This is a genomic window from Phaeobacter porticola, assembly GCF_001888185.1.
Classification (GTDB): Bacteria; Pseudomonadota; Alphaproteobacteria; order Rhodobacterales; family Rhodobacteraceae; genus Phaeobacter; species Phaeobacter porticola.
This window is the reverse complement of sequence record NZ_CP016364.1, coordinates 353,798-378,425: the sequence shown is the minus strand read 5'-3', so window position 1 is coordinate 378,425 and position 24,628 is coordinate 353,798. Positions and strand designations below refer to the sequence as shown.

Annotated in this window: 20 protein-coding genes, 1 tRNA gene and 1 pseudogene; 10 read left to right on the top strand and 12 right to left on the bottom strand. The window is 57.3% G+C overall.

Annotated elements, in window-relative coordinates; all coding sequences use genetic code 11:
* Positions 1-25 precede the first annotated feature (25 nt).
* From rpoB to secE, 7 genes are all read right to left on the bottom strand, one after another.
* Complete coding sequence (gene rpoB, locus PhaeoP97_RS01815; RefSeq protein ID WP_072503627.1) at positions 26-4,162, bottom strand: DNA-directed RNA polymerase subunit beta; 4,137 nt, start codon at positions 4,160-4,162, stop codon at positions 26-28.
* 275 nt (positions 4,163-4,437) lie between these two features.
* Positions 4,438-4,812, bottom strand: a complete 375-nt coding sequence (rplL, locus tag PhaeoP97_RS01810) for a 50S ribosomal protein L7/L12 (protein ID WP_072503626.1) — start codon at positions 4,810-4,812, stop codon at positions 4,438-4,440.
* Positions 4,813-4,893: 81 nt separating this feature from the next.
* Positions 4,894-5,412 carry a 50S ribosomal protein L10 gene (gene rplJ, locus PhaeoP97_RS01805; RefSeq protein WP_072503625.1) on the bottom strand — a complete coding sequence of 173 codons (519 nt, stop codon included), beginning with the start codon at positions 5,410-5,412 and terminating at the stop codon, positions 4,894-4,896.
* A gap of 446 nt (positions 5,413-5,858) precedes the next feature.
* The gene (gene rplA, locus PhaeoP97_RS01800) at positions 5,859-6,557 is read right to left on the bottom strand and encodes a 50S ribosomal protein L1 (RefSeq protein ID WP_072503624.1); all 699 of its coding nucleotides are present in this window, start codon (positions 6,555-6,557) and stop codon (positions 5,859-5,861) included.
* 1 nt (position 6,558) lies between these two features.
* The gene (gene rplK, locus PhaeoP97_RS01795; RefSeq protein ID WP_072503623.1) at positions 6,559-6,984 is read right to left on the bottom strand and encodes a 50S ribosomal protein L11; all 426 of its coding nucleotides are present in this window, start codon (positions 6,982-6,984) and stop codon (positions 6,559-6,561) included.
* Between the two features lie 265 nt (positions 6,985-7,249).
* On the bottom strand, positions 7,250-7,783 hold the full coding sequence (gene nusG, locus PhaeoP97_RS01790) for a transcription termination/antitermination protein NusG (protein WP_072503622.1): 534 nt from the start codon (positions 7,781-7,783) through the stop codon (positions 7,250-7,252).
* Between the two features lie 242 nt (positions 7,784-8,025).
* On the bottom strand, positions 8,026-8,223 hold the full coding sequence (secE, locus tag PhaeoP97_RS01785) for a preprotein translocase subunit SecE (protein WP_072503621.1): 198 nt from the start codon (positions 8,221-8,223) through the stop codon (positions 8,026-8,028).
* A gap of 268 nt (positions 8,224-8,491) precedes the next feature.
* Between secE and PhaeoP97_RS01780 the strand changes: the two genes are divergently transcribed.
* A complete protein-coding gene (locus PhaeoP97_RS01780) occupies positions 8,492-10,684 on the top strand; it encodes an O-linked N-acetylglucosamine transferase, SPINDLY family protein (RefSeq protein ID WP_083570299.1) in 2,193 nt (730 codons plus the stop codon).
* A gap of 120 nt (positions 10,685-10,804) precedes the next feature.
* Here the strand turns inward: PhaeoP97_RS01780 and PhaeoP97_RS01775 are convergent.
* A tRNA-Trp gene (locus tag PhaeoP97_RS01775) sits at positions 10,805-10,880 on the bottom strand.
* Between the two features lie 166 nt (positions 10,881-11,046).
* On the opposite strand from PhaeoP97_RS01775, the gene PhaeoP97_RS01770 reads away from it, so the two are divergent.
* Both PhaeoP97_RS01770 and PhaeoP97_RS01765 read left to right on the top strand, forming a co-directional pair.
* Positions 11,047-11,757 carry a lysophospholipid acyltransferase family protein gene (locus tag PhaeoP97_RS01770; RefSeq protein WP_072503620.1) on the top strand — a complete coding sequence of 237 codons (711 nt, stop codon included), beginning with the start codon at positions 11,047-11,049 and terminating at the stop codon, positions 11,755-11,757.
* Positions 11,758-11,975: 218 nt separating this feature from the next.
* Positions 11,976-12,881 (top strand): annotated as a pseudogene (locus PhaeoP97_RS01765) (IS3 family transposase).
* 435 nt (positions 12,882-13,316) lie between these two features.
* Here PhaeoP97_RS01765 and tuf read toward each other — a convergent pair.
* The 3 genes from tuf to PhaeoP97_RS01750 form a co-directional block, all read right to left on the bottom strand.
* Positions 13,317-14,492: an elongation factor Tu gene (tuf, locus tag PhaeoP97_RS01760; protein ID WP_072503619.1), complete on the bottom strand. Its 1,176-nt coding sequence runs from the start codon at positions 14,490-14,492 to the stop codon at positions 13,317-13,319.
* Positions 14,493-14,743: 251 nt separating this feature from the next.
* Positions 14,744-15,382 carry a hypothetical protein gene (locus PhaeoP97_RS01755; protein ID WP_072503618.1) on the bottom strand — a complete coding sequence of 213 codons (639 nt, stop codon included), beginning with the start codon at positions 15,380-15,382 and terminating at the stop codon, positions 14,744-14,746.
* Positions 15,383-15,508: 126 nt separating this feature from the next.
* Positions 15,509-17,857: a DNA topoisomerase IV subunit A gene (locus tag PhaeoP97_RS01750; RefSeq protein ID WP_072503617.1), complete on the bottom strand. Its 2,349-nt coding sequence runs from the start codon at positions 17,855-17,857 to the stop codon at positions 15,509-15,511.
* Positions 17,858-18,168: 311 nt separating this feature from the next.
* On the opposite strand from PhaeoP97_RS01750, the gene PhaeoP97_RS01745 reads away from it, so the two are divergent.
* The 6 genes from PhaeoP97_RS01745 to PhaeoP97_RS01720 all read left to right on the top strand — a co-directional run bounded on the left by PhaeoP97_RS01745 (position 18,169) and on the right by PhaeoP97_RS01720 (position 22,598).
* Positions 18,169-18,861, top strand: coding sequence for an SH3 domain-containing protein (locus PhaeoP97_RS01745; protein ID WP_072503616.1), 693 nt, complete (start codon positions 18,169-18,171; stop codon positions 18,859-18,861).
* 33 nt (positions 18,862-18,894) lie between these two features.
* Complete coding sequence (locus PhaeoP97_RS01740; RefSeq protein WP_072503615.1) at positions 18,895-19,725, top strand: SDR family NAD(P)-dependent oxidoreductase; 831 nt, start codon at positions 18,895-18,897, stop codon at positions 19,723-19,725.
* A gap of 66 nt (positions 19,726-19,791) precedes the next feature.
* Positions 19,792-19,998, top strand: a complete 207-nt coding sequence (locus tag PhaeoP97_RS01735; RefSeq protein ID WP_072503614.1) for a twin transmembrane helix small protein — start codon at positions 19,792-19,794, stop codon at positions 19,996-19,998.
* Between the two features lie 3 nt (positions 19,999-20,001).
* Complete coding sequence (locus PhaeoP97_RS01730; protein ID WP_072503613.1) at positions 20,002-20,574, top strand: cob(I)yrinic acid a,c-diamide adenosyltransferase; 573 nt, start codon at positions 20,002-20,004, stop codon at positions 20,572-20,574.
* A gap of 339 nt (positions 20,575-20,913) precedes the next feature.
* The gene (locus PhaeoP97_RS01725) at positions 20,914-21,672 is read left to right on the top strand and encodes an electron transfer flavoprotein subunit beta/FixA family protein (RefSeq protein WP_072503612.1); all 759 of its coding nucleotides are present in this window, start codon (positions 20,914-20,916) and stop codon (positions 21,670-21,672) included.
* Positions 21,672-22,598 (top strand): electron transfer flavoprotein subunit alpha/FixB family protein, encoded by a 927-nt coding sequence (locus tag PhaeoP97_RS01720; RefSeq protein ID WP_072503611.1) that lies wholly within the window; start codon positions 21,672-21,674, stop codon positions 22,596-22,598. The genes PhaeoP97_RS01725 and PhaeoP97_RS01720 overlap by 1 nt, the downstream gene beginning before the upstream one ends.
* An 82-nt stretch (positions 22,599-22,680) precedes the next feature.
* Here PhaeoP97_RS01720 and PhaeoP97_RS01715 read toward each other — a convergent pair whose 3' ends face one another.
* Positions 22,681-23,502 (bottom strand): DUF6473 family protein, encoded by an 822-nt coding sequence (locus tag PhaeoP97_RS01715; RefSeq protein ID WP_072503610.1) that lies wholly within the window; start codon positions 23,500-23,502, stop codon positions 22,681-22,683.
* A gap of 155 nt (positions 23,503-23,657) precedes the next feature.
* Between PhaeoP97_RS01715 and PhaeoP97_RS01710 the strand changes: the two genes are divergently transcribed.
* On the top strand, positions 23,658-24,533 hold the full coding sequence (locus tag PhaeoP97_RS01710; RefSeq protein WP_072503609.1) for a 3-hydroxybutyryl-CoA dehydrogenase: 876 nt from the start codon (positions 23,658-23,660) through the stop codon (positions 24,531-24,533).
* Positions 24,534-24,628: the final 95 nt, after the last annotated feature.

The window sequence follows — 24,628 nt, the reverse complement described above, 5'->3', positions numbered from 1 at the left end:
AGGGGTGAAGCAAGGGCCGAAGCCCTTACTCGTCTTCCTCTGCATCCAGGAGTTCCATATTCAGGCCGAGGCCACGGACTTCTTTCACCAGAACGTTAAACGATTCTGGAATGCCCGCTTCAAAGTTGTCCTCGCCCTTGACGATCGATTCATAGACCTTGGTCCGGCCTGCAACGTCATCCGACTTCACGGTGAGCATCTCCTGCAGGGTGTAGGCGGCGCCATAAGCCTCAAGGGCCCAGACTTCCATCTCACCAAAGCGCTGACCACCGAACTGCGCCTTACCACCCAGCGGTTGCTGGGTAACGAGGGAGTACGGGCCGGTCGAACGCGCGTGGATCTTGTCGTCAACCAGGTGGTGCAGTTTCAGCAGGTATTTGATGCCGACGGTCACAGGGCGGGCAAACTGCTCGCCGGTGCGGCCATCAAACAGGATCGACTGACCAGAGGTGTCAAAGCCAGCGCGCACCAGAGAGTCGTTGACATCGGCCTCTTTGGCACCGTCAAAGACTGGTGTTGCGATCGGCACACCACGGGTCACATTGCCGGCGGCCTCGACCAGATCGGTCTCGGTCATATCGGCAATACCTTCACCATAGACGTCGTCACCATAGGCATGATGCATCGCTTCTCGAACCGGAGTCAGATCGCCAGAGCGACGATAGTCCTGAAGCGCATCATCAATCTTGATGCCCAGACCGCGTGCGGCCCAACCCATGTGGGTTTCCAGAATCTGACCAACGTTCATCCGCGAGGGAACGCCAAGCGGGTTAAGACAGAAGTCGACCGGAGTACCATCTGCGAGGAACGGCATGTCCTCCATCGGCACCACTTTCGAGATCACACCTTTGTTCCCGTGACGACCCGCCATCTTGTCGCCCGGCTGAAGCTTACGCTTCACCGCGATGAAGACTTTGACCATCTTCATCACACCCGGCGGCAGATCATCGCCGCGACGCACTTTCTCAACCTTGTCCTCAAAGCGGGCATCCAAGGCACGTTTCTGTGCTTCGTACTGCTCGTTCAGGGCCTCAACAACCTGTGCGCTCTGCTCGTCTTCAAGCGCCAGCATCCACCACTGACCACGGCTGAGTGTTTCCAGCAGCTCTTCAGTGATTTCCGAACCGGAGCGGATACCTTTGGGGCCTTTGACTGCGGTTTTACCCAACAGCATGCCACGCAGGCGAGCGTAAATGTTACGATCCAGAATGCCCATCTCGTCGTCCCGGTCACGGGCCAGACGCTCGACTTCTTCACGCTCGATCTGCAACGCACGCTCGTCTTTTTCGACGCCGTGACGGTTGAAGACACGCACCTCAACCACAGTCCCGTAGTCACCCGGCTTCACGCGCAGCGAGGTGTCGCGCACGTCAGATGCTTTTTCACCAAAGATGGCGCGCAGCAGCTTTTCTTCCGGGGTCATCGGGCTTTCGCCCTTGGGTGTGATCTTGCCGACCAGGATGTCGCCAGGTTCCACATCCGCACCGATGTAAACGATACCAGCCTCGTCGAGGTTGCGCAGCGCTTCTTCACCGACGTTCGGAATGTCGCGGGTGATCTCTTCCGGCCCAAGCTTGGTATCACGGGCGGCGACTTCGAATTCCTCGATGTGGATCGAGGTAAAGACGTCGTCACGCGCGATGCGCTCGGAGATCAGGATGGAGTCTTCGTAGTTGTAGCCATTCCAGGGCATGAAGGCCACGACGACGTTTTTACCCAGAGCCAGTTCACCCATATCGGTGGATGGACCATCAGCAATCACTTCGCCCTTGCGGACTTCCTGGCCGACTTTCACCAGCGGACGCTGGTTGATGCAGGTGTTCTGGTTCGAACGCTGGAACTTGCGCATGCGGTAGATGTCCACACCCGCGTCGCCCATTTCGAGATCGGACGTCGCCCGGATCACGATACGCTGTGCGTCGATCTGGTCGATGATACCGCCGCGCTTGGCCATGATGGCCGCGCCGGAATCCCGTGCCACGATCTCTTCGATGCCGGTGCCGACCAGCGGTGCTTCTGCGCGCAGCAGCGGAACCGCCTGACGTTGCATGTTCGAGCCCATCAGAGCCCGGTTAGCATCGTCATTCTCAAGGAACGGGATCAACGAGGCCGCAACCGATACCAGCTGCTTTGGCGAGACGTCGATCAGGTCCACGCTTTCACGTGGGGCGAGAGTGTAGTCGCCCGACTGACGTGTCGAGACCAGATCGTTGATGAACTTGCCATCTTCGTCCAGTGTCGCGTTCGCCTGCGCCACGGTGTGACGCATTTCCTCGGTCGCGGACATGTAGTGAACTTCGTCGGTCACCTTCGCCTCGTTGACAACGCGGTAGGGTGTTTCGATGAAGCCGTACTTGTTCACACGGGCAAAGGTCGCCAGCGAGTTGATCAGACCAATGTTCGGGCCTTCCGGTGTCTCAATCGGGCACATCCGACCATAGTGGGTCGGGTGAACGTCGCGCACCTCAAAGCCAGCACGCTCGCGGGTCAAACCGCCAGGCCCAAGCGCCGAAAGGCGACGCTTGTGCGTCACTTCGGAGAGCGGGTTGGTTTGGTCCATGAACTGCGACAGCTGCGAGGAGCCGAAGAATTCACGTACCGCAGCCGCAGCCGGTTTCGCGTTGATCAGATCCTGCGGCATGACAGTGTCGATCTCGACGGAGGACATCCGTTCCTTGATCGCACGCTCCATCCGCAGCAGACCGACGCGGTACTGGTTTTCCATCAATTCGCCAACGGAGCGCACACGACGGTTACCGAGGTGGTCGATGTCGTCGATGTCGCCCTTACCGTCACGCAGTTCAACCAGCGCTTTGATACAGGAGATAATGTCTTCCTTGCGCAGGGTCCGCTGAGTATCCTCGGCGTCCAGAGCAAGGCGCATGTTCATCTTGACGCGGCCAACGGCCGACAGGTCATAACGCTCGGAATCAAAGAACAGCGTGTCGAACAGCGAAGAGGCTGCTTCAACGGTCGGCGGCTCACCCGGACGCATAACGCGGTAGATATCCATGAGCGCGGTATCGCGGCCCATGTTCTTGTCCAACGCCATGGTGTTGCGCATGTAGGGGCCGACATTAATATTGTCGATGTCCAGAACCGGGATGTCGGTGATACCGGCATCAATCAGTTCTTTGACAGTACCGCCAATGATGTCGCCGCCCTTGTCATACTCGAGAGTCAGCTCATCACCGGCCTCGACGTAGATAGCGCCGTTTTCTTCATTGATGATGTCTTTGGCGACATATTTGCCAACGATATGTTCGAAAGGCACCAGCAGCTCGCTGATATTGCCTTCGTCGATCATCTTCTTCACAGCGCGGGGCGTGACCTTTTTGCCGGCTTCGGCAAAGATCTCACCAGTGGCGGCGTCAACCAGATCATAGGTCGGACGGGTGCCGCGCACGCGCTCGGGGAAGAACGGCGTGACCCAGCCACGGCTCTTCTCCAGCTTGAAATTCACGGTGTTGTAATAGGCATCCATGATGCCCTCCTGATCGAGACCCAACGCATAAAGCAGGGTTGTCACAGGCAGCTTACGACGACGGTCGATACGCGCAAAGACAATGTCTTTGGCGTCGAATTCGAAATCGAGCCAGGAGCCGCGATACGGGATGATGCGGCAGGCAAAGAGCAATTTACCCGAAGAATGCGTCTTGCCCTTGTCGTGATCAAAGAACACGCCAGGCGAACGGTGCATCTGGGACACGATCACACGCTCGGTGCCGTTGACCACAAATGTGCCGTTTGGCGTCATCAGGGGCATGTCGCCCATGTAGACGTCCTGTTCTTTGATGTCTTTTACCGACTTCGCGCCGGTGTCTTCGTCCACATCAAAGACGATAAGACGCAAAGTGACCTTCAGCGGAGCTGAATAGGTCATGTCGCGTTGCATACATTCCTCAACGTCATACTTCGGACGTTCAAAGGAATATTTCACGAACTCCAGAACCGACGTCTCATTAAAGTCCTTGATCGGGAATACCGACTGGAACACGCCCATGATGCCTTCGCCGTCGAGCGGCTGTTCTGCATCACCAGAGCGCAGGAAGAGGTCGTAAGAAGATTTCTGGACCTCGATGAGGTTCGGCATGTCCAGGACTTCGCGAATTTTACCGTAGTACTTGCGAAGACGTTTCTGGCCAAGGAACGATTGAGCCATGTCAGATGTCACCTTTCCAATTCTCACTGAGCAAGGATGCCGCCGGGCCCCGGCACCTTACTCATACGAGACAGCGTGTTCGGATCAATTCATGACCACCTTCCCGAATGGTGGCCTCCCGATCCTTTGAACCTCGCCTGAAAAAACGCCCGTAAATATTGGGCCCTTTCTAAGACAGGTTCGGCTGGACCCGGTTTTCACCGGGCCCAGCCAAATTTCCGGGATGTTCAGAGGGTGCCGAAACCGACCCCCAGTGTTGTCCCGTATCGCGTAGCTTAGGCCAGCTCGACTTCGGCGCCAGCTGCTTCCAGCTTGCCTTTGACGTCTTCGGCTTCGTCCTTGGACACGCCTTCTTTGATTTTGCCGCCAGCTTCGACCAGCTCTTTGGCTTCTTTCAGGCCAAGACCGGTGATGCCACGAACTTCTTTGATCACGTTGATCTTGGAAGCGCCGGCATTCTTCAGAACGACGTCGAATTCGGTCTTTTCTTCTTCAGCTGCGCCACCGGCGTCGCCGCCAGCTGCCATGACAACTGCGCCGCCAGCTGCGGGCTCGATGCCATACTCATCCTTCAGGATGGTTTTCAGTTCTTGTGCTTCAAGCAGGGTCAGACCAACGATGTCTTCTGCCAGTTTCTTCAGATCAGCCATTTTATCAGCTCTTTCCGTTTACAGTGTGTGTGTTCCAACGTGCAGGCAGGTGCCCGACGCCAGTCATTCAGTGCCAACCGCTTACGCAGCTTCCGCCTTCTCTTCGATGGTCGAAAGAATGCTTGCGATGTTGCTTGCAGGTGCGCCAATTGCGCCAGCGATGTTGGAAGCAGGTGCGCCGATGCAGCTTGCGATCTGAGCAATAAGCTCGTCGCGCGAAGGCATTTTCGACACGGCTTCAACGCCGGCACGGTCCAGAGCGTTCTCACCCATTGCGCCGCCAAGGATCTCGAACTTTTTGTTCTCCTTGGCGAAATCCTCTGCCACCTTAGCGGCGGACACAGGATCTTCGGAATAGGTCAGTACGGTCATCCCTGTCAGCAGGTCAGACATGTTTTCACACGGCTTACCCTCGAGGGCGATTTTGGCGAGCCTGTTCTTGGCAACACGCACGGAGGTGCCAGCGTCGCTTGCGCGCGCTCGCAGATCCTGCATCTCAGCAACTGTCAGACCGGTGTAGTGGGCTATGACCACCACGCCAGAGCTTTCGAAGATCTGGCCGAGTTCCTCGACCACTCTCTCTTTCTGGGCTCTATCCACAGTTCTCTCCAAGTTTAGGGACACTTGCGCATCCCGGCTCATTGATGTGCCGAACATTGCTGTCCGACGTTCAAGTCCGTTTTAACGGGGTGAGCCAAAATCACCCGAGGGTAGGAATTCCCTCGATCCTTTGGTCGTTCCCGTCTCAGGAGGGAAATTAAGACCCGATCGACAGGTCACCCACCATCTTGGACGAAATGAAATAAAGCGCACGACGAATCGCACGCTTTATCTCGGGGTCGTAATTAGTCCCATTTGAAGGGATTTCCAAGGGCAAAAACGACAACGTCTGAAGCCACTGCATTTCAGGCGAGAACACCCAAGGATACCTGCCAGAAAACAAAAACCGGGACCCCCGCCAAGGGATCCCGGATAACCAGAAATGAAACAGATCCGCCCGGACGTAAAAGGTTGCGCCGCTGGGCGAACCCAGCCATTGACCGAGATTACTCGGTAACGGCGGTTTCCACGTCAACAGTGACGCCCGGACCCATGGTGGAGGACAGAGCGATTTTCTTCATATAGGCGCCTTTGGCACCAGCCGGCTTGGCCTTGGCCACTGCCGAGATGAACGCCTTAACGTTTTCAATCAGCTTGGCTTCGTCGAAGGACGCTTTGCCAACGCCTGCGTGGACAACGCCGCCTTTTTCAGCCTTGAACTGAACTTCGCCACCCTTGGCCGCTTCAACAGCTGCCTTGACGTCCATGGTCACAGTACCAACCTTGGGGTTTGGCATCAGGTTACGCGGACCAAGCACTTTACCCAGACGACCAACGATCGGCATCATGTCAGGGGTTGCAATGCAGCGATCGAAATCAATGGTGCCGCCCTGGATGGTTTCCATCAGGTCTTCCGCACCGACGATGTCTGCACCGGCTTCCTTGGCTTCGTCAGCTTTCGCGCCGCGGGCGAAAACAGCAACACGCATGTCTTTGCCGGTGCCGTTGGGCAGGCCGATAACACCGCGAACCATCTGGTCTGCGTGACGGGTGTCAACACCCAGATTCATGGCGATTTCGACGGTTTCGTCAAATTTCGCGTTTGCATTCGCTTTGATCAGAGCGACTGCTTCTTCCACCGACAGGTTGTTCTTGCCAGCGAAAGCTTCGCGCGCAGCGCGGGTACGTTTACCGAGCTTAGCCATCTTACTTCACCTCGATGCCCATGGAGCGGGCAGAGCCCAGGATGATCTGCATCGCGGCTTCGATGTCGTTCGCGTTCAGATCTTTCATTTTTGCTTCGGCGATTTCTTTCACCTGAGCCGCGGTCACGGTGCCGACGGTCTCACGCGAAGGGGTTTTCGCACCCGACTTCACCTTGGCAGCCTTCTTCAGGTAATAAGACGCAGGCGGCGTCTTGATGTCCATGGTGAAGGACTTGTCCTGGTAGTAGGTAATCACGGTCGGGCACGGCGCGCCGGGCTCCATGTCTGCCGTCTTAGCGTTGAACGCCTTGCAGAATTCCATGATGTTGATGCCGCGCTGACCCAGCGCCGGACCAACCGGCGGGGACGGGTTTGCTTTACCGGCGGGCACTTGTAACTTCATCGTGCCTACGAGTTTCTTGGCCATGGGCCTTCTCCTATTCCAACACCCTCGGGACGCGTCCCTTGAGCCTGATATGTTGTGTGGTCTGGTCTGCACATCGCGATGTGCGCGCCTCCCACGCGGGAATCGCCATTCCTGGCAATAAACCGTGTCCTTACAGGCAGGCCGGCCAGAACTCAAGTCAGGAAATATACAGTCCGCCCTGCTACAAAAGCAAAAGGCGCCTGTTGCCAGACGCCTTTGACAGATCTCATCCTTGCCTCACACCGGGCATGCCCGGTGACTGGTATCAGCCCTGCTTGGTCACCTGGGTGAAGTCCAGCTCCACCGGAGTTTCGCGGCCAAAGATGGACACGGTAACTTTGAGCTTTTGATTGTCGTCGTCGACACCTTCGACCATGCCGTCGAAATCCTCGAACGGACCGTCGTTGACTTTGACGCGCTCCCCAACCTCGTAAGAGATCAGCGTGCGCGGTGCCTCTTCGCCTTCTTGGACGCGGCCAAGGATGCCCTGCACCTCGGCGTCGCGCATCGGCATCGGGCGGCCTTGCGGGCCGAGGAAGCCAGTCACGCGATTGATAGAGGAGATCAGGTGATAGCCGCGGTCGGACATTTCCATATGCACCAGCACGTAACCGGGCATGAAGCGACGCTCGGTCGAGACTTTCTTGCCGCGCCTAATTTCAATCACCTCTTCGGTGGGGACCAGAACTTCGTCGATCTCGTCTTCAAGGCCCTGTTCTGCGACCGACGTGCGGATCTGCTCTGCGATTTTCTTTTCGAAGTTCGAAAGAACGCTGACCGAATACCACCGTTTCGCCATGAACCTGATCGTCCTTGTGTCTCTTGGCCGACAAGATCGTCGTGCCGCTGCTAAAATAAAATACAGCCTCTGGCTGCACTCTAACAAAAAGCGGCGCGCGACACGAATCGCCACACGCCTACGTCAGAGCTAAGGCTCACCTATCGCCCTGGAAGTCCAAGATCAAGAGGTGAGCCGTCAATTGCCAGCCAACATACAACGCAACACAATGGGTTGCGATATCAGGGCAATTGTCCTGATAATCAGCCGAACATGCCCCAGATGCCCTCAAGGCCGAAGCGGATCAGGATATCTACGATGGCAAAAAACACAGCCGTCAGCGCCGCCATAACGAACACCATAACGGTGGTCAGCAGCACCTCACGGCGGGTCGGCCAGACGACCTTGGAGACTTCGGCGCGAACCTGCTGGATGAACTGGACGGGGTTAATAGTGGCCATGAGGCGTGTTTCTCTCTGCTAGCAATCACTTTGCGATGTAACCGGAGACTACGGCAATTTCAAGCCCTGCCGCCGCGGGCACCGGTCGTGCGCACCTGCAATCTCGCAGACGCGGTGGCGAATGGTTGATACCACTTCGACGCCCCCGTCCACTGCGGTCAATTCTATCTTAATTTTCGACGGTCATAAATATCAGCTATCGGGTGTTGGTAGTCGCAGCGCATGGCCAAACACCCTTTTTTCGAGCGCGATTATGAGATAGGATTCCATGACCCTCGCACATACAGACCAACAGGCCACTGACCTGACCCAAACCACCCCGATTGCGGGGGCCACTCAGCGCGAAGCGCAGGTTACCCCACCGCTCACCATGCAAATTTCCGGGAGACTTTCCGGTCGTGGACGCAGTCAGCCACAGCAAGGGGGTGTTAATCTGGACCCAGAAGTACAAGAGCAGCTGACGGCGTTGTTTCAGCACGGGCAATATCAGCAGGCAGCGACCCGCTGCGCTGAACTGCTAAAAACCCGCCGAAAATGCGCTTTCCTATGGGAGCTCTTGGGCCGCTGCCAGCTGGCGCAAACCGCCCTGGACGAAGCGGCAACCTGTCTCAACAAGGCCTGCGAACTGAACCCCGCCTCCTCTACCACCTTTGCAGCGATGGGCGATGTCTACCGCCGCCAAAACCGGCCAGAGGATGCGATTGCCCTATACAAAAAGGCGCTGTCGCTCGATCCGGCATGCTTGCCTGCGCTGAACAACCTTGGCAACACGCTGCTGGATCTGGACCGTATCATTGAAGCAGACCAGTGTTTTGCCACCGCCATTGACCAGGCACCCGACAATGCGCAGTTGCTCTACAACCGCGCCAATATCCAGCGTCATCTTGGTAATATAGGCATTGCGCGTGATCTTTACGGTCAGGCAGCGCGGTTTGCACCGGGTTTCCTAGAGGCCCGTTATAATCTAGCACAGCTGACCGGTCAGGACGGCAATCAGACAGAGGCGATCCGCCATTTAGATCAGATCCTGCTCGCGCGCCCCGCTGATGACCGCGCTCGCGCATTGAAGTTGCGGATGATGGCCGAACTGTGTGACTGGCGCTGGCTGGACGAATACGGCGACCATCGTCGCCATCTCGGTCTTCGAGGATCCGCCTGCGCACCACAGGCGCTGCTTGGGTTGGAGGATAACCCCGATCTGATGCGGATCCGTATGCAGGCCCACGCAAACGCAGGTCTTCAGTCTGAAACAAGCCCGCAGAAGCCACCCGCGCAAACGCGCCCCCGGCGGCTGAAGATAGGGTATTTCATTAGCGCATCTCAAGATCTGGATGCGTTGCGACTGCTCGATAGCCTGCTAATGCGACACGATCAGAACAGATTTGCAGTCTATGTCTATTCGGCCAGCACTCCGCGTGCCGATGTGGGTCACGTGCATCATCGCAACATTCGTGGCCTCTCTGCCACCACGATCAAGACGCAAGCAGTCGCGGACGAGCTGGACATCGCCGTAGATCTCACCAGTTTTGGCCTAGAGGCCGATACGACTGTGTTCTCTGCCCGCATCGCGCCTGTGCAGATTGCGATGCCAGGGTTCCCCGGCACCATGGGGACCCCAGCCTATGACTATATGCTTGGCGATACGGTGACCTGCCCCCCTGGCAGCGAACGCTACTACGAAGAACACCTGATTCGCATGCCACACAGCTATCAAAGCGGTACCGGCTTCCAAGATCTTTCGGGTCATCAGTTCAGCCGCCACGATTGCGGCCTACCAGATGACGCCTTTGTCTTTTGCAGCTTTGCTGCGAGCCACGCTGTCACGCCGAAGGAATTCGACATCTGGATGCGCCTTCTGGCCAAGACCGAGGGTAGCGTTCTATGGTTGCCTGACTACCCCGAACAAGCCCAGGCTGCTCTCTGTCTGGCTGCAGAAGATCGCAAAGTCTCCGCCGACCGCATTGTCTTTGCGACGGCAGCTACGGGCGAAGAGCGCATGGCCCGTTGCATGGTTGCGGATCTGTTCCTCGACACGATGACGATGAACGCAGGTCCTGCAGCACGCGACGCGCTTTGTGCAGGGCTACCAGTCCTGTCGGTTGCAGGCCGTCAATTCGCAGCCCGCACCAGCGCCAGCCTGCTGACTGCCGCAGGGCTGAAAGAGTTGCTGGCCACAACGGTGCAAGAGTACGAGGCCCACGCGCTGGAGTTAACGCGTGATCGCGATCAGTTGATGGCATTGCGCGCCAAGCTGCGAATGATGCAGGCCAAGGCACCGTTGTTCGACACCGCTAGATATATCCGCGATTTGGAACGTGGCTTTGATCTGGTGTTTGATCGCCACTGTAAGGGATTGATGCCCCAACATGTGGATGTACCAACAGAGGACGGCCTGCTGCTCTCTGCCGGTGAAAGGCTTGCCGTTGCCGCGCCGACCAGCGCTCCAGTTCACGCCGCCTGACCCCCTCTGCAACCACCAAAAAAACATCCCTTCTGCCCTGTGGCAGTGGGGATTTTTAGGTTCCATCAGTCACGGACAAACCCTGGATCCATTGTAAGTATCATTATGGAACTTGGAGAATGGCAGGGGCATCAGGGTTCGAACCCGAGACCTACGGTTTTGGAGACCGTCGCTCTACCAACTGAGCTATACCCCTACGGTGCGGCAGTTCCTAAGCCAGGGATGCGCCGCTGGCAAGAGGGAAATAAACGAATTGATGCCAATTTCGGCGCGGTTTAGCATCCGACGCTGCGCCATGGCTGGCCCCCTACCCTAGGCTTAAGTATGACGGGGCAGTGCCACCACGTTGAAAGGGCCGAACCGTGAGCCTACGTAGAAAAATTGCAGATAGCCCTCGTGTGAACCGTGCCATTGAGGCGATTTTAGCCGGCTATGTGCGATTCGCCTATCGAACCTCACGCTGGGAGCGTCGCGGATTTGAGGAGATGGATGCCTGCGTCGCCTCAGGGGAACCCGTGATCTTCGTGCTCTGGCACCAGCGGCTGATCATGGCCCCCTATCTCTTCGACACTTCGCTGGGTCGCATCTGCGCCCTGACCTCCGCCGCGCGCGCCGGGCGGTTGGCCGGACAGATTCTGGTCCGCCTAGGATTTGAGACCATCCCGATGTCGAGCCACAAGCGCCACGTCGCCCTATCCCGCGAAGTGCTGCGCCGCACCAAGGAAGGGTGCTCGATCGGTATTGCCGCCGATGGCCCAAGAGGCCCGGCCCGGACGTCCTCTGGCGTGCCGATCACCTGGGCCCGGATGACCGGCTGCCGGGTGTTCACTGTCGCCTTTGCAGAGCGGAAGGTGATCAAATTGCCGACTTGGGACCAGCAGATGCTGCCCTTGCCGTTTTCGCGCGGCGTGCTGCTCTGTCAGGAGTGGACGGATGAGGTGCCGAAAAAGCCAAATGATGAGCAGGTTGAGACGCTGCGGCTGAGCCTGGAAGCCTCGTTGGATGAGATTACTGATACGGCAGATGCGGCGGCCGGGCGCGATGGTAAGAGTCCGAAGACGCAGGCAGGCTGATCAGGCGTATTCAGATGCAGTTTCCGGTGGCGGATTGATCATCCAATTGGAGACGACCCCTCATCTCTGCGCGCCCCGAGGGTCGCACTGATTGTTGATCTGCTTTCCAGTCTGTTCAAACGGCACCGGATTGCGCTCAGCCTCAGGGTGTAAAACCCTGGTTGGGCCTCCCCCAAAGAAGTGGTCCGCCCCTATGATTAGGAAACGGAGGACCATAGATGGCGACGAAGAGACCCAAGCCTGAAGAGATTGTCGTGAAGTTACGGCAGGTTGAAGTTCTGATGGGGCAAGGCATGCCCCGCATAGATGTGATCCGGCAGATCGGCGTTACGGAGCGTCGCGTTTGTCGTGTTTTGGGCCAACATCGATCCACACAGCGGCGAGTGCCGCAGGGACGTGCTGACGAGGAGCGCTTGGTCGCGAACATGATCGAGCTGACCCGCCAGTACGGCCGATATGGCTATCGACGGGTTGCTGCCCTGCTGAGAGATGCAGGCTGGCAAGTGAATGACAAACGTGTCGAACGCCTGTGGCGACGTGAGGGGCTCTAAGTGCCTATGAAACAACCGAAGAAAGGGCGACTGTGGCTGAACGACGGATCATGTGTCCGGCTGCGTCCCGAGTATCGTAATCATGTCTGGTCGTACGACTTCGTACATCACCGAACCGATGATGGCAGGGCTTTCAGGACATTGAACATTCTGGACGAACACAGTCGGGAGTGTCTGGCGATCCGGGTGAAGCGGAAACTAAACTCTACAGAGGTCATCGATGCGCTGACCGACCTGTTTATCCTGCGTGGCGTGCCTGTTTACATTCGCTCGGACAACGGCCCAGAATTTATCGCCGAGGCCGTCAGAGACTGGATCAAAGCTGTGGGAGCAAAGACCGCGTATATCGAGCCAGGATCGCCTTGGGAGAACGGATTTTGCGAGAGCTTCAACGGGCGCATGCGCGACGAACTGCTGAACGGGGACGTTTTCTATTCCCTGCGAGAGGCTCAAATCATCATCGAAGGCTGGAGAAGGCACTACAACACCAAGCGACCACACAGTGCCCTGGGCTACCGCCCACCTGCGCCCGAGGCCGTCATCCCGATGGACCAGAGGCCAACCATGCACTAACTTTCAAATTGGACCACTCAAGTGGGGCCGCTCAGTCAAAAATGCATTTTTCCGCATCCAACTTCTGCGTGCCATAGCATGCTTACTTACATCCGTCCCTTTTCTGCACTGCAGCGAGATCCAGGCAGAGACGGGAATCGACCTTGGGTCCCAGGACACGGTTTCCCAAAAGACAAAAGTGTTCTGGCCTAAGGAGTACCTCCGGCAAACGGGCGGGCGCGGTTGCATCGCACCCGGAGCGGACGCGCCTGCGGTCCCACAATCTTCGCCAGAGCTTTTGCAAGACGGCCTCCGGCGCCTGGCCGGTCCCTGCCCTGTTCAGGCGCTGCTGCAAAAGAAAAGGGCCTCCCGAGGGAGGCCCTTTCTGTAATCAGAACCGAGTGGATTCTCGGCGATTTTCCTGCGGAAAACCGCCTGCCGCCACGGTTTCCAAAATTACTCAGTGATTTTCGACACGACGCCGGCGCCGACGGTGCGGCCGCCTTCGCGGATGGCGAAACGCAGGCCGTTTTCCATTGCGATCGGCGCGATCAGTTCAACGTCGAACTTCAGGTTGTCGCCGGGCATAACCATCTCGGTCCCCTCGGGAAGGGTCACGGTGCCGGTCACGTCGGTGGTCCGGAAGTAGAACTGCGGACGGTAGTTCGCAAAGAACGGCGTGTGACGGCCGCCTTCTTCCTTGGTCAGGATATAAGCCTCGGCTTCGAACTTGGTGTGCGGGTTCACCGACTTGGGGGCACACAGAACCTGGCCACGCTCAACACCGTCACGGTCGATACCGCGCAGCAGGGCGCCAATGTTGTCGCCGGCTTCACCACGGTCCAGCAGCTTGCGGAACATTTCAACACCGGTGCAGGTGGTGGTCTTGGTGTCGCGGATACCAACGATTTCGATCGAATCGCCAACGTTGATCACGCCACGCTCAACACGCCCCGTAACAACCGTACCACGGCCAGAGATCGAGAACACATCTTCAACCGGCATCAGGAACGGCTGGTCAACCGCACGTGCAGGGGTCGGGATGTACTCATCAACAGCTGCCATCAGCTCTTTGATCTTCTCTTCGCCGATTTCAGGCTTGTTGCCTTCCATAGCGGCCAGAGCCGAGCCTGCGATGATCGGGATATCGTCGCCGGGGTAGTCGTAAGACGACAGCAGCTCGCGGATTTCCATTTCGACCAGCTCCAGGAGCTCTTCGTCGTCGACCTGGTCAACCTTGTTCATGAAGACAACCATGTGCGGGATGCCAACCTGGCGGCCCAGCAGGATGTGCTCGCGGGTCTGCGGCATCGGGCCGTCAGCTGCGTTCACAACCAGGATCGCGCCGTCCATCTGCGCCGCACCGGTGATCATGTTCTTCACATAGTCAGCGTGGCCGGGGCAGTCGACGTGGGCGTAGTGACGGCCTTCGGTCTCATACTCGACGTGCGCGGTCGAAATGGTGATGCCGCGGGCTTTTTCTTCGGGTGCGCCGTCGATCTGGTCGTAGGCTTTGAAGTCACCAAAATATTTGGTGATCGCTGCGGTCAGCGTGGTCTTGCCGTGGTCAACGTGGCCGATGGTGCCGATGTTGACGTGCGGTTTTGTACGTTCAAACTTTTCCTTAGCCATTCTGTAGGCGCCCTTTTGAATTGGGGGTCGAAACGCGACCCGAATTTCCTCTGCGCGCGCGGCTTATTTGGTTTGCTGACGAAAATCAACCCGTTCCTGTACGTCCAGAGACGATTGCCTGCCAATTGGCGGCAACATGTCACGTCGTTGTGGATTGGCTTCGGCGGCGCCCAATGGCGCATAGAATATGTGCGTAAATCGACCCGCCTGACGGCCCAGCCCAAGGCCGTGCATCGACGGCCCTAAAATGGCTAGCTGGCGGGTTTTGCCTCCACCTCGGTGACCGCCTTTTCGGAAATGGCTCCCGCCTCAGACGCTTTGGCCGCGGCAATGGCAGCAGCGCTGCCAGGCTCCGGTGCGAACCAGTCGCTTTCCTTCCGCTGTGCAACCAGCCAGTCTTCGATCTGACCGACCGCATTGCGGGCCAGACCGCGCATCTGCTCCTCGCGGGTACGCGCGTGACCAGACCCCACCAGGAAACTATCGGCAGTGGTGGTCTCAAACACTGTAAATTTCTTGACCTTCTCGTTCAGCTTGGTGCCTGCGGCGTCATCCCAGACGGTTACATTGATAGCCAGAACCGATTTTGGGCTGAGCACCAGCGGCACGCCACCGGGCGCGACAAAATAGCCTTCGACGCTGATTCCAAAGTGATAGAGCTTGTCGCCATCGTACTGGCTGAACCGCGCTCCAACCTCATTGGTAAGGATATCGACCCATTCGTCCTTGGACACTTCACGTGAACCTGGCACCATCTGCACCTTGGAGGCGATGACGATATTATGCCCCAGTTTAAAGGCGCCTAGATCTTCCAGTGGTTCGTCTGGGGCCGCTGCGGTGCAGGCAGCAACGGAGACCATAGCGGCCAGGAGAGCGAAGATCCGGATCATAGCAATCTCATTTTGATGAACATGTGCCCCAGATAGCCGCCCCATATGGAACCGGTAAAGCCATATTGGCCGACCGGACCCCGCGGGTGGCGTTGAGGTCACAGGTTTGAGGCACCCAGAAGCGCCCTATTGGAACTTGTAGTCACGCGGAAAGCCATAGGGCGGACGTTTGCCGATGCCGGCACGCTTGCCCAGCCACTGCGCCAGATCGGTTTCATGGCGGGTCTTGCCGCCGCCCATTTCCCAGCTCAGGCCATCGTCCCAATTAAAGGTGGTAACATCGCTGAGACCGCCATCCAGTTCGAGCGACCCCTGTTTGCCACGCGCCATATTATATTTCTGCAGGCGTACGCCCTTGCCTCGGGTCAGTTCCGGCATTTCCTCAACTGCGAAGACAAGGAATTTGCCATTCTCAGACACCACCGCAACGTGGTCACCCGTCACCGGGATGCAAATCTTGGCGCGGTCATCGTTTTTGACGTTCAACACCTGCTTACCGCTGCGCGTCTGGGCCACGATCTCCTTCTCGGCGCAAATAAACCCATTGCCCGCCGAGGAGGCCACGAGCAGACGCCCCTCTGGGTTATGGATCAGGATGTCGACGATTTCGACCTCATTGGGCAAATCAACGATCAGTCGAAGCGGTTCCCCCATGCCACGCCCACCCGGCAGATTGGCAGCCGAGAGGGTGTAGAAGCGACCATTGGAGGCAAAGACCAGCAGCCGGTCTGTGGTTTCGGCATGAAAGATGAAGCGCGGACCATCGCCATCCTTGAACTTCAATTCGCGCCCCAGGTCGATATGGCCCGTCATCGCCCGAATCCACCCCATCTGGGAACATACGACAGTGATCGGCTCGCGGTCGATCATCGCCTCCAACGGCACTTCTTCGACTTCGCCGGCCTCGGCAAAGCGGGTGCGACGGGCGCCTCCCTCGTAGTCTTTGCCAAATTGTTTCTTGGTGTCTTTCAACTGTTCCGCGATCCGGGTCCATTGCTGGTCCTGCGAGGCCAGTAATTCGACCAATCCGGCACGTTCGTCGCGCAAGGCATCGCGTTCGCGGACCAATTCAATCTCTTCCAAGCGGCGCAAACTGCGCAAACGCATGTTGAGTATGGCCTCGGCCTGCACTTCGCTCAACTCTCCCGCGCCAGCAGCAGGCGTGACATAATCCACCTCCGTCAAGGCACGGGGATGATCCTGATCCCAGTCCTCGCGCATCAGCGCAGCCTTGGGATCATCATCATAGCGAATGATGTCGATCACCCGGTCCAGGTTGAGGAAGGCAATGATGAAGCCTTCCAGCACCTCAAGCCGGTGATCGATCTTATCCATCCGGTGCTGAGAGCGGCGCTGCAGGACGTCGCGACGGTGGTCGAGAAAGGCGCGCAGCACCTCTTTCATCGAACAAACCTTGGGTGTGACGCCGTCGATCAGCACATTCATGTTAAGGCTAAAGCGAATTTCCAGATCCGAATTGCGGAACATCATGTTCATTAGCACTTCGGGATCCACGTTCTTGGACTTCGGCTCCAGAATGATGCGGATATCCTCGGCCGATTCATCGCGAACATCGGCAAGGATCGGGATTTTTTTGGTCTGGATCAGCTCAGCGATCTTCTCGATCAGTTTGGATTTCTGCACCTGATAGGGGATTTCGGTTACAACGATCTGCCACTGACCTCGCCCAAGATCCTCGATCTCATGGGTACAGCGCAGACGAAATGAGCCGCGGCCCGTGGTGTAGGCCTTGGCGATACTCTCGCGCGGTTCGACAATCACGCCGCCAGTGGGGAAATCCGGTCCTGGCACATAATTCAACAACGTATCGTCACGCGCATCTGGTGTCTTGATCAGATGCAGGCAGGCGTCGATCAGCTCGCTGATATTATGCGGCGGAATATTGGTCGCCATACCCACAGCGATACCGGCTGCACCATTGGCAAGGATATTCGGGAAAGTGGCCGGCAGGACCGCAGGTTCCGTCAGACGCCCGTCGTAGTTATCGCGGAAATCGACGGCATTCTCAGCCAGCCCATCCAACATCGCCTCGGCGACAAAGGTCATCCGTGCTTCGGTGTAGCGCGAGGCAGCCGGGTTATCGCCATCAATGTTGCCAAAGTTGCCCTGACCATCGACCAGGGGATAGCGGACGTTGAATTCCTGGGCGAGCCGCGCCATCGCGTCGTAAATCGCCGCGTCACCATGCGGGTGAAAATCCCCCATGGTATCACCTGAAATCTTGGCCGATTTCAGAAAGCCACCGGTGGAGGTGAGTCGCAGGCGGCTCATGGCGTAGAGAATGCGGCGATGCACCGGTTTCAGGCCATCACGCGCATCAGGCAAAGCCCGGTGCATAATGGTGCTGAGCGCATATGTCAGGTAACGCTCGCCAATCGCGCGGCGCAGCGGTTCCAGCACTTCTCCGGTTTCGGGGGAATCGGGAATGTCTTGATCATCTACCAGGTCGGTCATGCATTCGTGATACTGCCCCCTCAGGACTTGGTAAAGCGGGGCCGAACGAAAATGCGAAGTTACCCCCACTTATCGCAAATGCTGAACCCATTGACGGTGGGCTGACCGATGGCCGCATCCATCCTGAGCCACCAGACAGGCTTGGGGGAGAATGCGCCCCACTCTCCCCTGTTGCGACTCAGCAAACTGCGTTATTTTGAATTAAGCCGGAACAATCTGTGCCGCAGGTGCGTACTACTTGCAGACGGGCAGAAGCCTGACACTCATGAATTTGCACAGTTTTTCCAGCTCATCCTGGGGGGGATCAGTATATGTCACGCTTTGTTATTGCATCGTTCTTGTTTTTGGGTTGGGGGTTTTATGAGGCCAGTGGAGGTGCTGACTTTGAACCGCCGAAAGGGCCCTCTGCGGCTATTGATATTGCCAAGGCCGCTTTCGCGCCACAGCCAACGCCAGCACGATCCACTGCAGTTACCGCAGAATCTTTGGTCAGCAAGGTAGCGCTGCGTCCCAATGCAAATACATCCGCGCTGCGCCTCAATGCAAAATCGGTCCGGCCAGCGGCAGATCCGACATTGCGCTCTCGCGTCGCGATGGAGCAAATTGCAGCGGTTGGAAATGGGATTGGAAACAGCGACTCCGCATTTTCAGTAAGCAACGCGGGTTTCGAAAGTGGCGCAGAAGCGGGGGCAACGATCCAGTTGGCGTCGCTTTCCAATGGGTTGTCTGCCCTGCCTTCCGTCCAGAACACGATTCGAGACGAGACATCCGCACCGCAGGACATCCTGCTGGAACCGCGCGACGACATTCGCAAGATCACCGCGACCCGTGTCAACATGCGTTCAGGGCCCGGCACGGTCTACCCGGTCATGGATCGGCTCACCAATGGCGAAGAAGTCATCGTGTTTGAAGACATCGGTACTGGCTGGTTGCACCTGCGCACTGTAAAAGACGGCAAGGTCGGCTGGATTGCCGCTTCCCTGGTGAGTCAGAAACGCCCATAAAGCGCCGGTACAGGTGACCGCGCGAGGGGCTTTATGCAAAAAACAATACTGATTACGGGCTGCTCTTCCGGGATTGGCCTGGATGCAGCACATGGCATGCGTGAACGCGGCTGGACCGTTTTTGCCGCTTGCCGGAGAAGGGTGGATTGCGACCGGCTGCGGGCACAGGGGTTTGTCAGCCCGCTCATGGATTACACCGACTCTGAAACGCTGCGCAGCGGTTTGGAAGATGTGCTGGAGCATACCGGTGGCAGGCTTGATGTCTTATTCAACAACGGTGCCCACGGGTTGCCCGGCGCGGTTGAAGATGTATCGACCGATGGGCTGCGCGCGATCTTTGAGAGCAATGTCTTTGGCTGGCACGAGCTGACCCGACAAGTGATCCCCGTTATGCGAGCACAGGGCCATGGCCGCATTATACAGAATTCTTCGATCCTCGGATTTGTCAGTTTTCCCTGGCGTGGGGCCTATGTGGCAACAAAACATGCCATTGAGGGCCTGACTGACACCATGCGGGTAGAGCTCCGTGACAGCGGCATAAACGTGGTTCTAATCGAACCTGGCCCCATCACGTCGAAGATTCGCGAAAAAGCGATCCCCCATTTCGAACAATATGTAGATTGGAAGAACTCAGCTCTGCGCGACCGCTATGAGCAAAGCCTGCTGAAACGCCTTTACGAAAGCAGCGGACCTGATCGTTTCGAATTGCCTGCCTCAGCCGTCACTGCCAAGCTGATTCATGCGTGCGAGAGCAAACACCCGCATCCGCGCTACTATGTCACCATACCCACGCATCTGGGCGGCGTGTTAAAACGGGTCCTGACAACACGGGCAATTGACCGCATTCTGGCGCGGCTTAGATAGCCAGTGCGTGGCGGCGTTAGTCATGGTGACAACATGCTGCGACGTCCAAGATAAGGAATTCAGAAGATGGGCGATCCGCTCTATTTCCTGGCGATTGCAGCGATCGCGGCAACCGTCATCGTGCTGGTGATCGGCATAGGCAGTTTCGGCGCGGGTGGCGCCTTTAGTGCCAAATACGCAAACAAGATGATGCGCCTTCGCATCCTGTTTCAGTTTCTCGCCGTGGTCTTAATCCTTGGCTACGTCTACCTTCGCAACCAAGGGGGCCAGTGATCCATGGTCGTATTGAACAAAATCTACACCCGCACCGGTGATAAAGGTGACACAGCACTGGGGAACGGCGACCGAGTTGCCAAACATTCCGCCCGCGTCAACGCCTATGGCACCTCGGATGAGCTGAACGCTTTTGTCGGGGTCGCCCGTCTGGAGGCCAATGGCGAGATGGACACTGCGCTTGCCAGAATCCAGAACGATCTCTTCGATCTGGGGGCAGACTTATGTCGGCCTGAAATGGACAAAGACGCCGGTGCAGAATACCCGCCGCTGCGCATAGCCGATGCCCAGATCAACCGACTGGAAGCCGAAATCGACGTCATGAATGCGGAATTGTCTCCGCTGCGCAGCTTTGTCCTGCCTGGTGGCGCTGCGCTGTCCGCCCATTTGCATGTGTGCCGAACGGTGGCGCGGCGCGCCGAACGGCTGGCAACAGATCTTGCAACCCAAGAAGACATCAACCCAGCGGCTGTCAAATACCTCAACCGGTTGTCTGACTGGTTCTTCGTCGCGTCGCGCGCCGCCAATGACAATGGTGCGCGGGACGTGCTGTGGGTGCCCGGCGCCAATCGCTGATGCCTGTCCCTTGTTACTTAAGTCGCCGCTGTCTACATTCTTGTTAGCACAGCGGCGGTTTTGTTTGACGCAATCACAGCCTGCGTCAACCTGACACAGCTGTGCAAAACATCCGCGATAGGCCAAAGCCGCCATCTTATGGCTGCCGTTGCGGCAGTGCAGCATCCTCTTGGAAACATTCCTGCAAAACTGCTGATGCAAAGCATCAAACGCGACGTCGGAGGGCGGTAACGTGACGATTTTGCCCTGTTGCGGTGCAATCTAAGCCGCTATCAACATCGCGAGAGCATGGAGGGGAGTCGCTTGGCGGCTTGCCGTTTGTTAAGGAGAGAACGCAAAATGAAGGTACTTGTGCCTGTCAAGCGCGTGATTGACTACAACGTGAAGGTCCGCGTCAAAGCGGACGGCAGCGGTGTCGATCTCGCCAACGTCAAAATGTCGATGAACCCATTCGACGAAATCGCCGTCGAAGAGGCCATTCGTCTGAAAGAAGCCGGCAAAGCAGATGAGATCGTTGTTATCTCCATCGGTGTGAAGCAGGCGCAGGAAACCCTGCGGACCGCACTGGCCATGGGCGCCGACCGCGCGATCCTCGTCAACGCGGCCGACGACGTCCACACCGACATCGAACCGCTGGCAGTCGCCAAAATCCTGGCCAAAGTTGTCGAAGAAGAGCAGCCCGGTCTGGTTCTGGCCGGCAAGCAAGCAATCGACAACGATATGAACGCAACCGGTCAGATGCTGTCAGCACTGCTGGGTTGGTCGCAGGGCACCTTTGCCTCTGAGCTGGACGTCGATGGCGACAATGCCGTTGTAACCCGCGAAGTGGATGGCGGCCTGCAGACCATCAAAGTGAAGATGCCCGCCATCGTCACTGTCGATCTGCGCCTGAACGAACCACGCTACGCGTCGTTGCCGAACATTATGAAGGCGAAGAAAAAGCCGCTCGACGAGAAAACTGCCGCTGACTACGGCGTCGATGTCTCGCCACGTCTTGAAATTATTTCAACCACCGAACCCGCAGCCCGTGCCGCAGGCATTATTGTTGGCTCCGTGGATGAACTGGTTGGCAAACTCAAAGAAGCGGGGGCTGTATAATGGCTGTTCTTCTCCTTGCCGAAGTGACCGATGGCGCGCTGGCGCTGGATGCAACCGCCAAGGCGGTTACAGCCGCTGGTAAACTGGGTGATGTGACCGTGCTATGCGCAGGCGCCTCTGCCGCTGCTGCCGGTGACGAAGCCGCCAAGATCGCTGGTGTATCCAAGGTGCTGGTCGCTGAAGACGCATCACTGGGTCATCGCCTCGCGGAACCCACTGCAGCTTTGATTGCCTCGCTGGCTTCGGACTATGAGCACGTCGTGGCCCCGGCGACGACTGACGCCAAAAACGTCCTGCCCCGCGTTGCGGCCCTGCTGGATGTGATGGTGATTTCTGACGTGTCCGGTGTTGTAGACAGCGATACATTCGAACGCCCGATCTATGCAGGCAACGCAATCCAGACTGTAAAATCGCGTGATCCGAAAAAAGTCATCTCCTTCCGGACCTCCACCTTTGACGCGGCTGGCGACGGCGGCTCTGCCTCTGTTGATACCATCTCCGCAGCTGAAAACCCCGGCCTGTCTGAATGGGTTGAAGACAAGGTCGCCGCCAGCGATCGCCCCGAGCTGACCTCGGCTGGTGTGGTTGTGTCCGGCGGTCGCGGTGTTGGCTCCGAGGAAGATTTCAAACTGATCGAAAGCCTTGCCGATAAACTGGGCGCAGCTGTAGGCGCGTCCCGCGCTGCGGTCGATTCCGGCTATGCACCGAACGACTGGCAGGTGGGGCAGACCGGTAAGGTCGTCGCGCCTGAGCTTTATGTCGCGGTGGGCATTTCTGGTGCAATTCAGCACCTCGCCGGCATGAAAGACTCCAAGATCATCGTCGCAATCAACAAGGACGAAGAGGCGCCGATTTTCCAGGTTGCGGACTACGGTCTGGTTGCAGATCTGTTCCAAGCGGTGCCTGAGCTGATCGAAAAGCTGTAAGCACGACAACATGTGACATGGAAAAGCCCGCGACATGTGTTGCGGGCTTTTTTGCTATTCACTGAGCTATCAAAGCCGTCTCCTAGTTTGCAAGACGTGGTTGCAGATATCGCGCGACCTGTTCCGCAATGCGCTGTTGCTCCTTAGGGCCCACCATCCGCTGCGCCGAAGGCAGGTCTAGCTGCCCATAGAACATTCCATCGATATCTTCTGCATCCCTCGCTGTATGCACCGGGATTTCAACGACCCCGAGCACCTGTGCTCTTAGGGCGTCGACCATTGGCCGATCCACGAGCGCCGGTTCATGACCAAACAAAGCTTGCTGATCCACATCGTAGTGGATCCAAAGCAGCGTCACCTGCCCCTCCAGGGCCCCGATCAACATGCCCATCCGCTCTACCCAGGTTTCCTGCAGATGATCACGAACCGTTTCGTAACGATTCGTGCAGCATGATCGCAGCGCGCTCAACAAGTGCTTGTTGAAATGATACTCTGTAAAATCCATCTCAGGGTAGAGTTCCAACAGCGGTTCATGAGCACGCAAAAACCGGTCGTTGCGCCGCGGATGAACCTTGTAGTAGCTGTTGGAGATATTCTGTGCCCCAAGCACCTGCATCACAGAAGACTGCGCCTTTCGGGCAATATTCAGGATGTCAGGATCCTTCAAAAAGCTGTCAACTCCGGCATTCACACTCCCCAAATTTACGCAGGTCTGTTGCAAAATTTCTTCAGTCTTGGCGACAAACGGCCGCTCGACAAATCGGCCAAAGACCTCGGTCCCGCCGATAAATGCCAAATATGGTTCAGTTAGATTACGCACCGGCCCGCGGACCAATAGCTTCGAGCCCGCATAGCTGCAAGGCTCGCCCGCAAGCGCGGTTGCGCTCTTGAGTTCGTAGCTCATAATACCCACCAATATTCACCCAAGACTCACTTAACCGGAGATCTGTTGACGAAAGGCTAATGCTCAACTTTGCCTAAAAACCCGGCCAATCGGCCTTGTGCCACGCACGGCCTCGCCCGTATGATCCGCCAGAAAACTCCCAAGAGGCATGAGCGATGGACATCCAGAAGATAGGCGTGATTGGTGCGGGCCAGATGGGCAATGGCATCGCACATGTGATGGCGCTTGCAGGTTATGATGTTGTTTTGAATGACATAAGCCAGCAGGCCCTGGACGCTGCTGTGAATGCGGTAAAAAAGAACCTGACCCGGCAGGCCAGTAAAGGCAAGATTAATCAGATTGATGTTGATGCCGCATTGGGACGTATTTCGACCACGTTGATGTTGGCAGACATCGGCAAGACTGATCTGGTCATTGAGGCCGCAACAGAGCGCGAAACCGTAAAGCAGGCCATTTTCGAAGATCTGCTGCCACACTTGCTGCCGCATACGATTCTAACCTCGAACACCTCGTCGATATCGATCACCCGACTGGCCAGCCGAACAGACCGACCAGAGCGCTTCATGGGGTTCCACTTCATGAACCCGGTGCCGGTGATGCAGCTGGTGGAACTGATCCGCGGGATCGCGACTGACGAAGCAACCTTTGCGGCCTGTCATGCCGTCGTGGCGAAACTGGGCAAGACAGCAGCCAGCGCCGAAGATTTCCCCGCCTTCATCGTGAACCGCATCCTGATGCCAATGATCAACGAGGCTGTCTATACACTCTACGAAGGCGTCGGCAACGTGAAGTCCATCGACGAATCCATGAAGCTGGGCGCAAACCACCCGATGGGACCGCTAGAGTTGGCGGATTTCATTGGATTGGACACATGTCTGGCGATCATGAATGTGCTGCACGATGGGCTGGCCGACACTAAGTACCGTCCCTGCCCCTTATTAACCAAATACGTCGAGGCTGGATGGCTGGGTCGCAAAACGCAGCGCGGTTTTTACGACTACCGTGGCGAGACGCCCGTCCCTACACGTTAAACTGCCGCGACCTCCGCGCCCATTGTGAGCCGCGGAGGTCGCCATCGCCATGAGGGCGGGTTCAGGGAAGGCAGTTCTAAGTTGCTGTTTTGGGA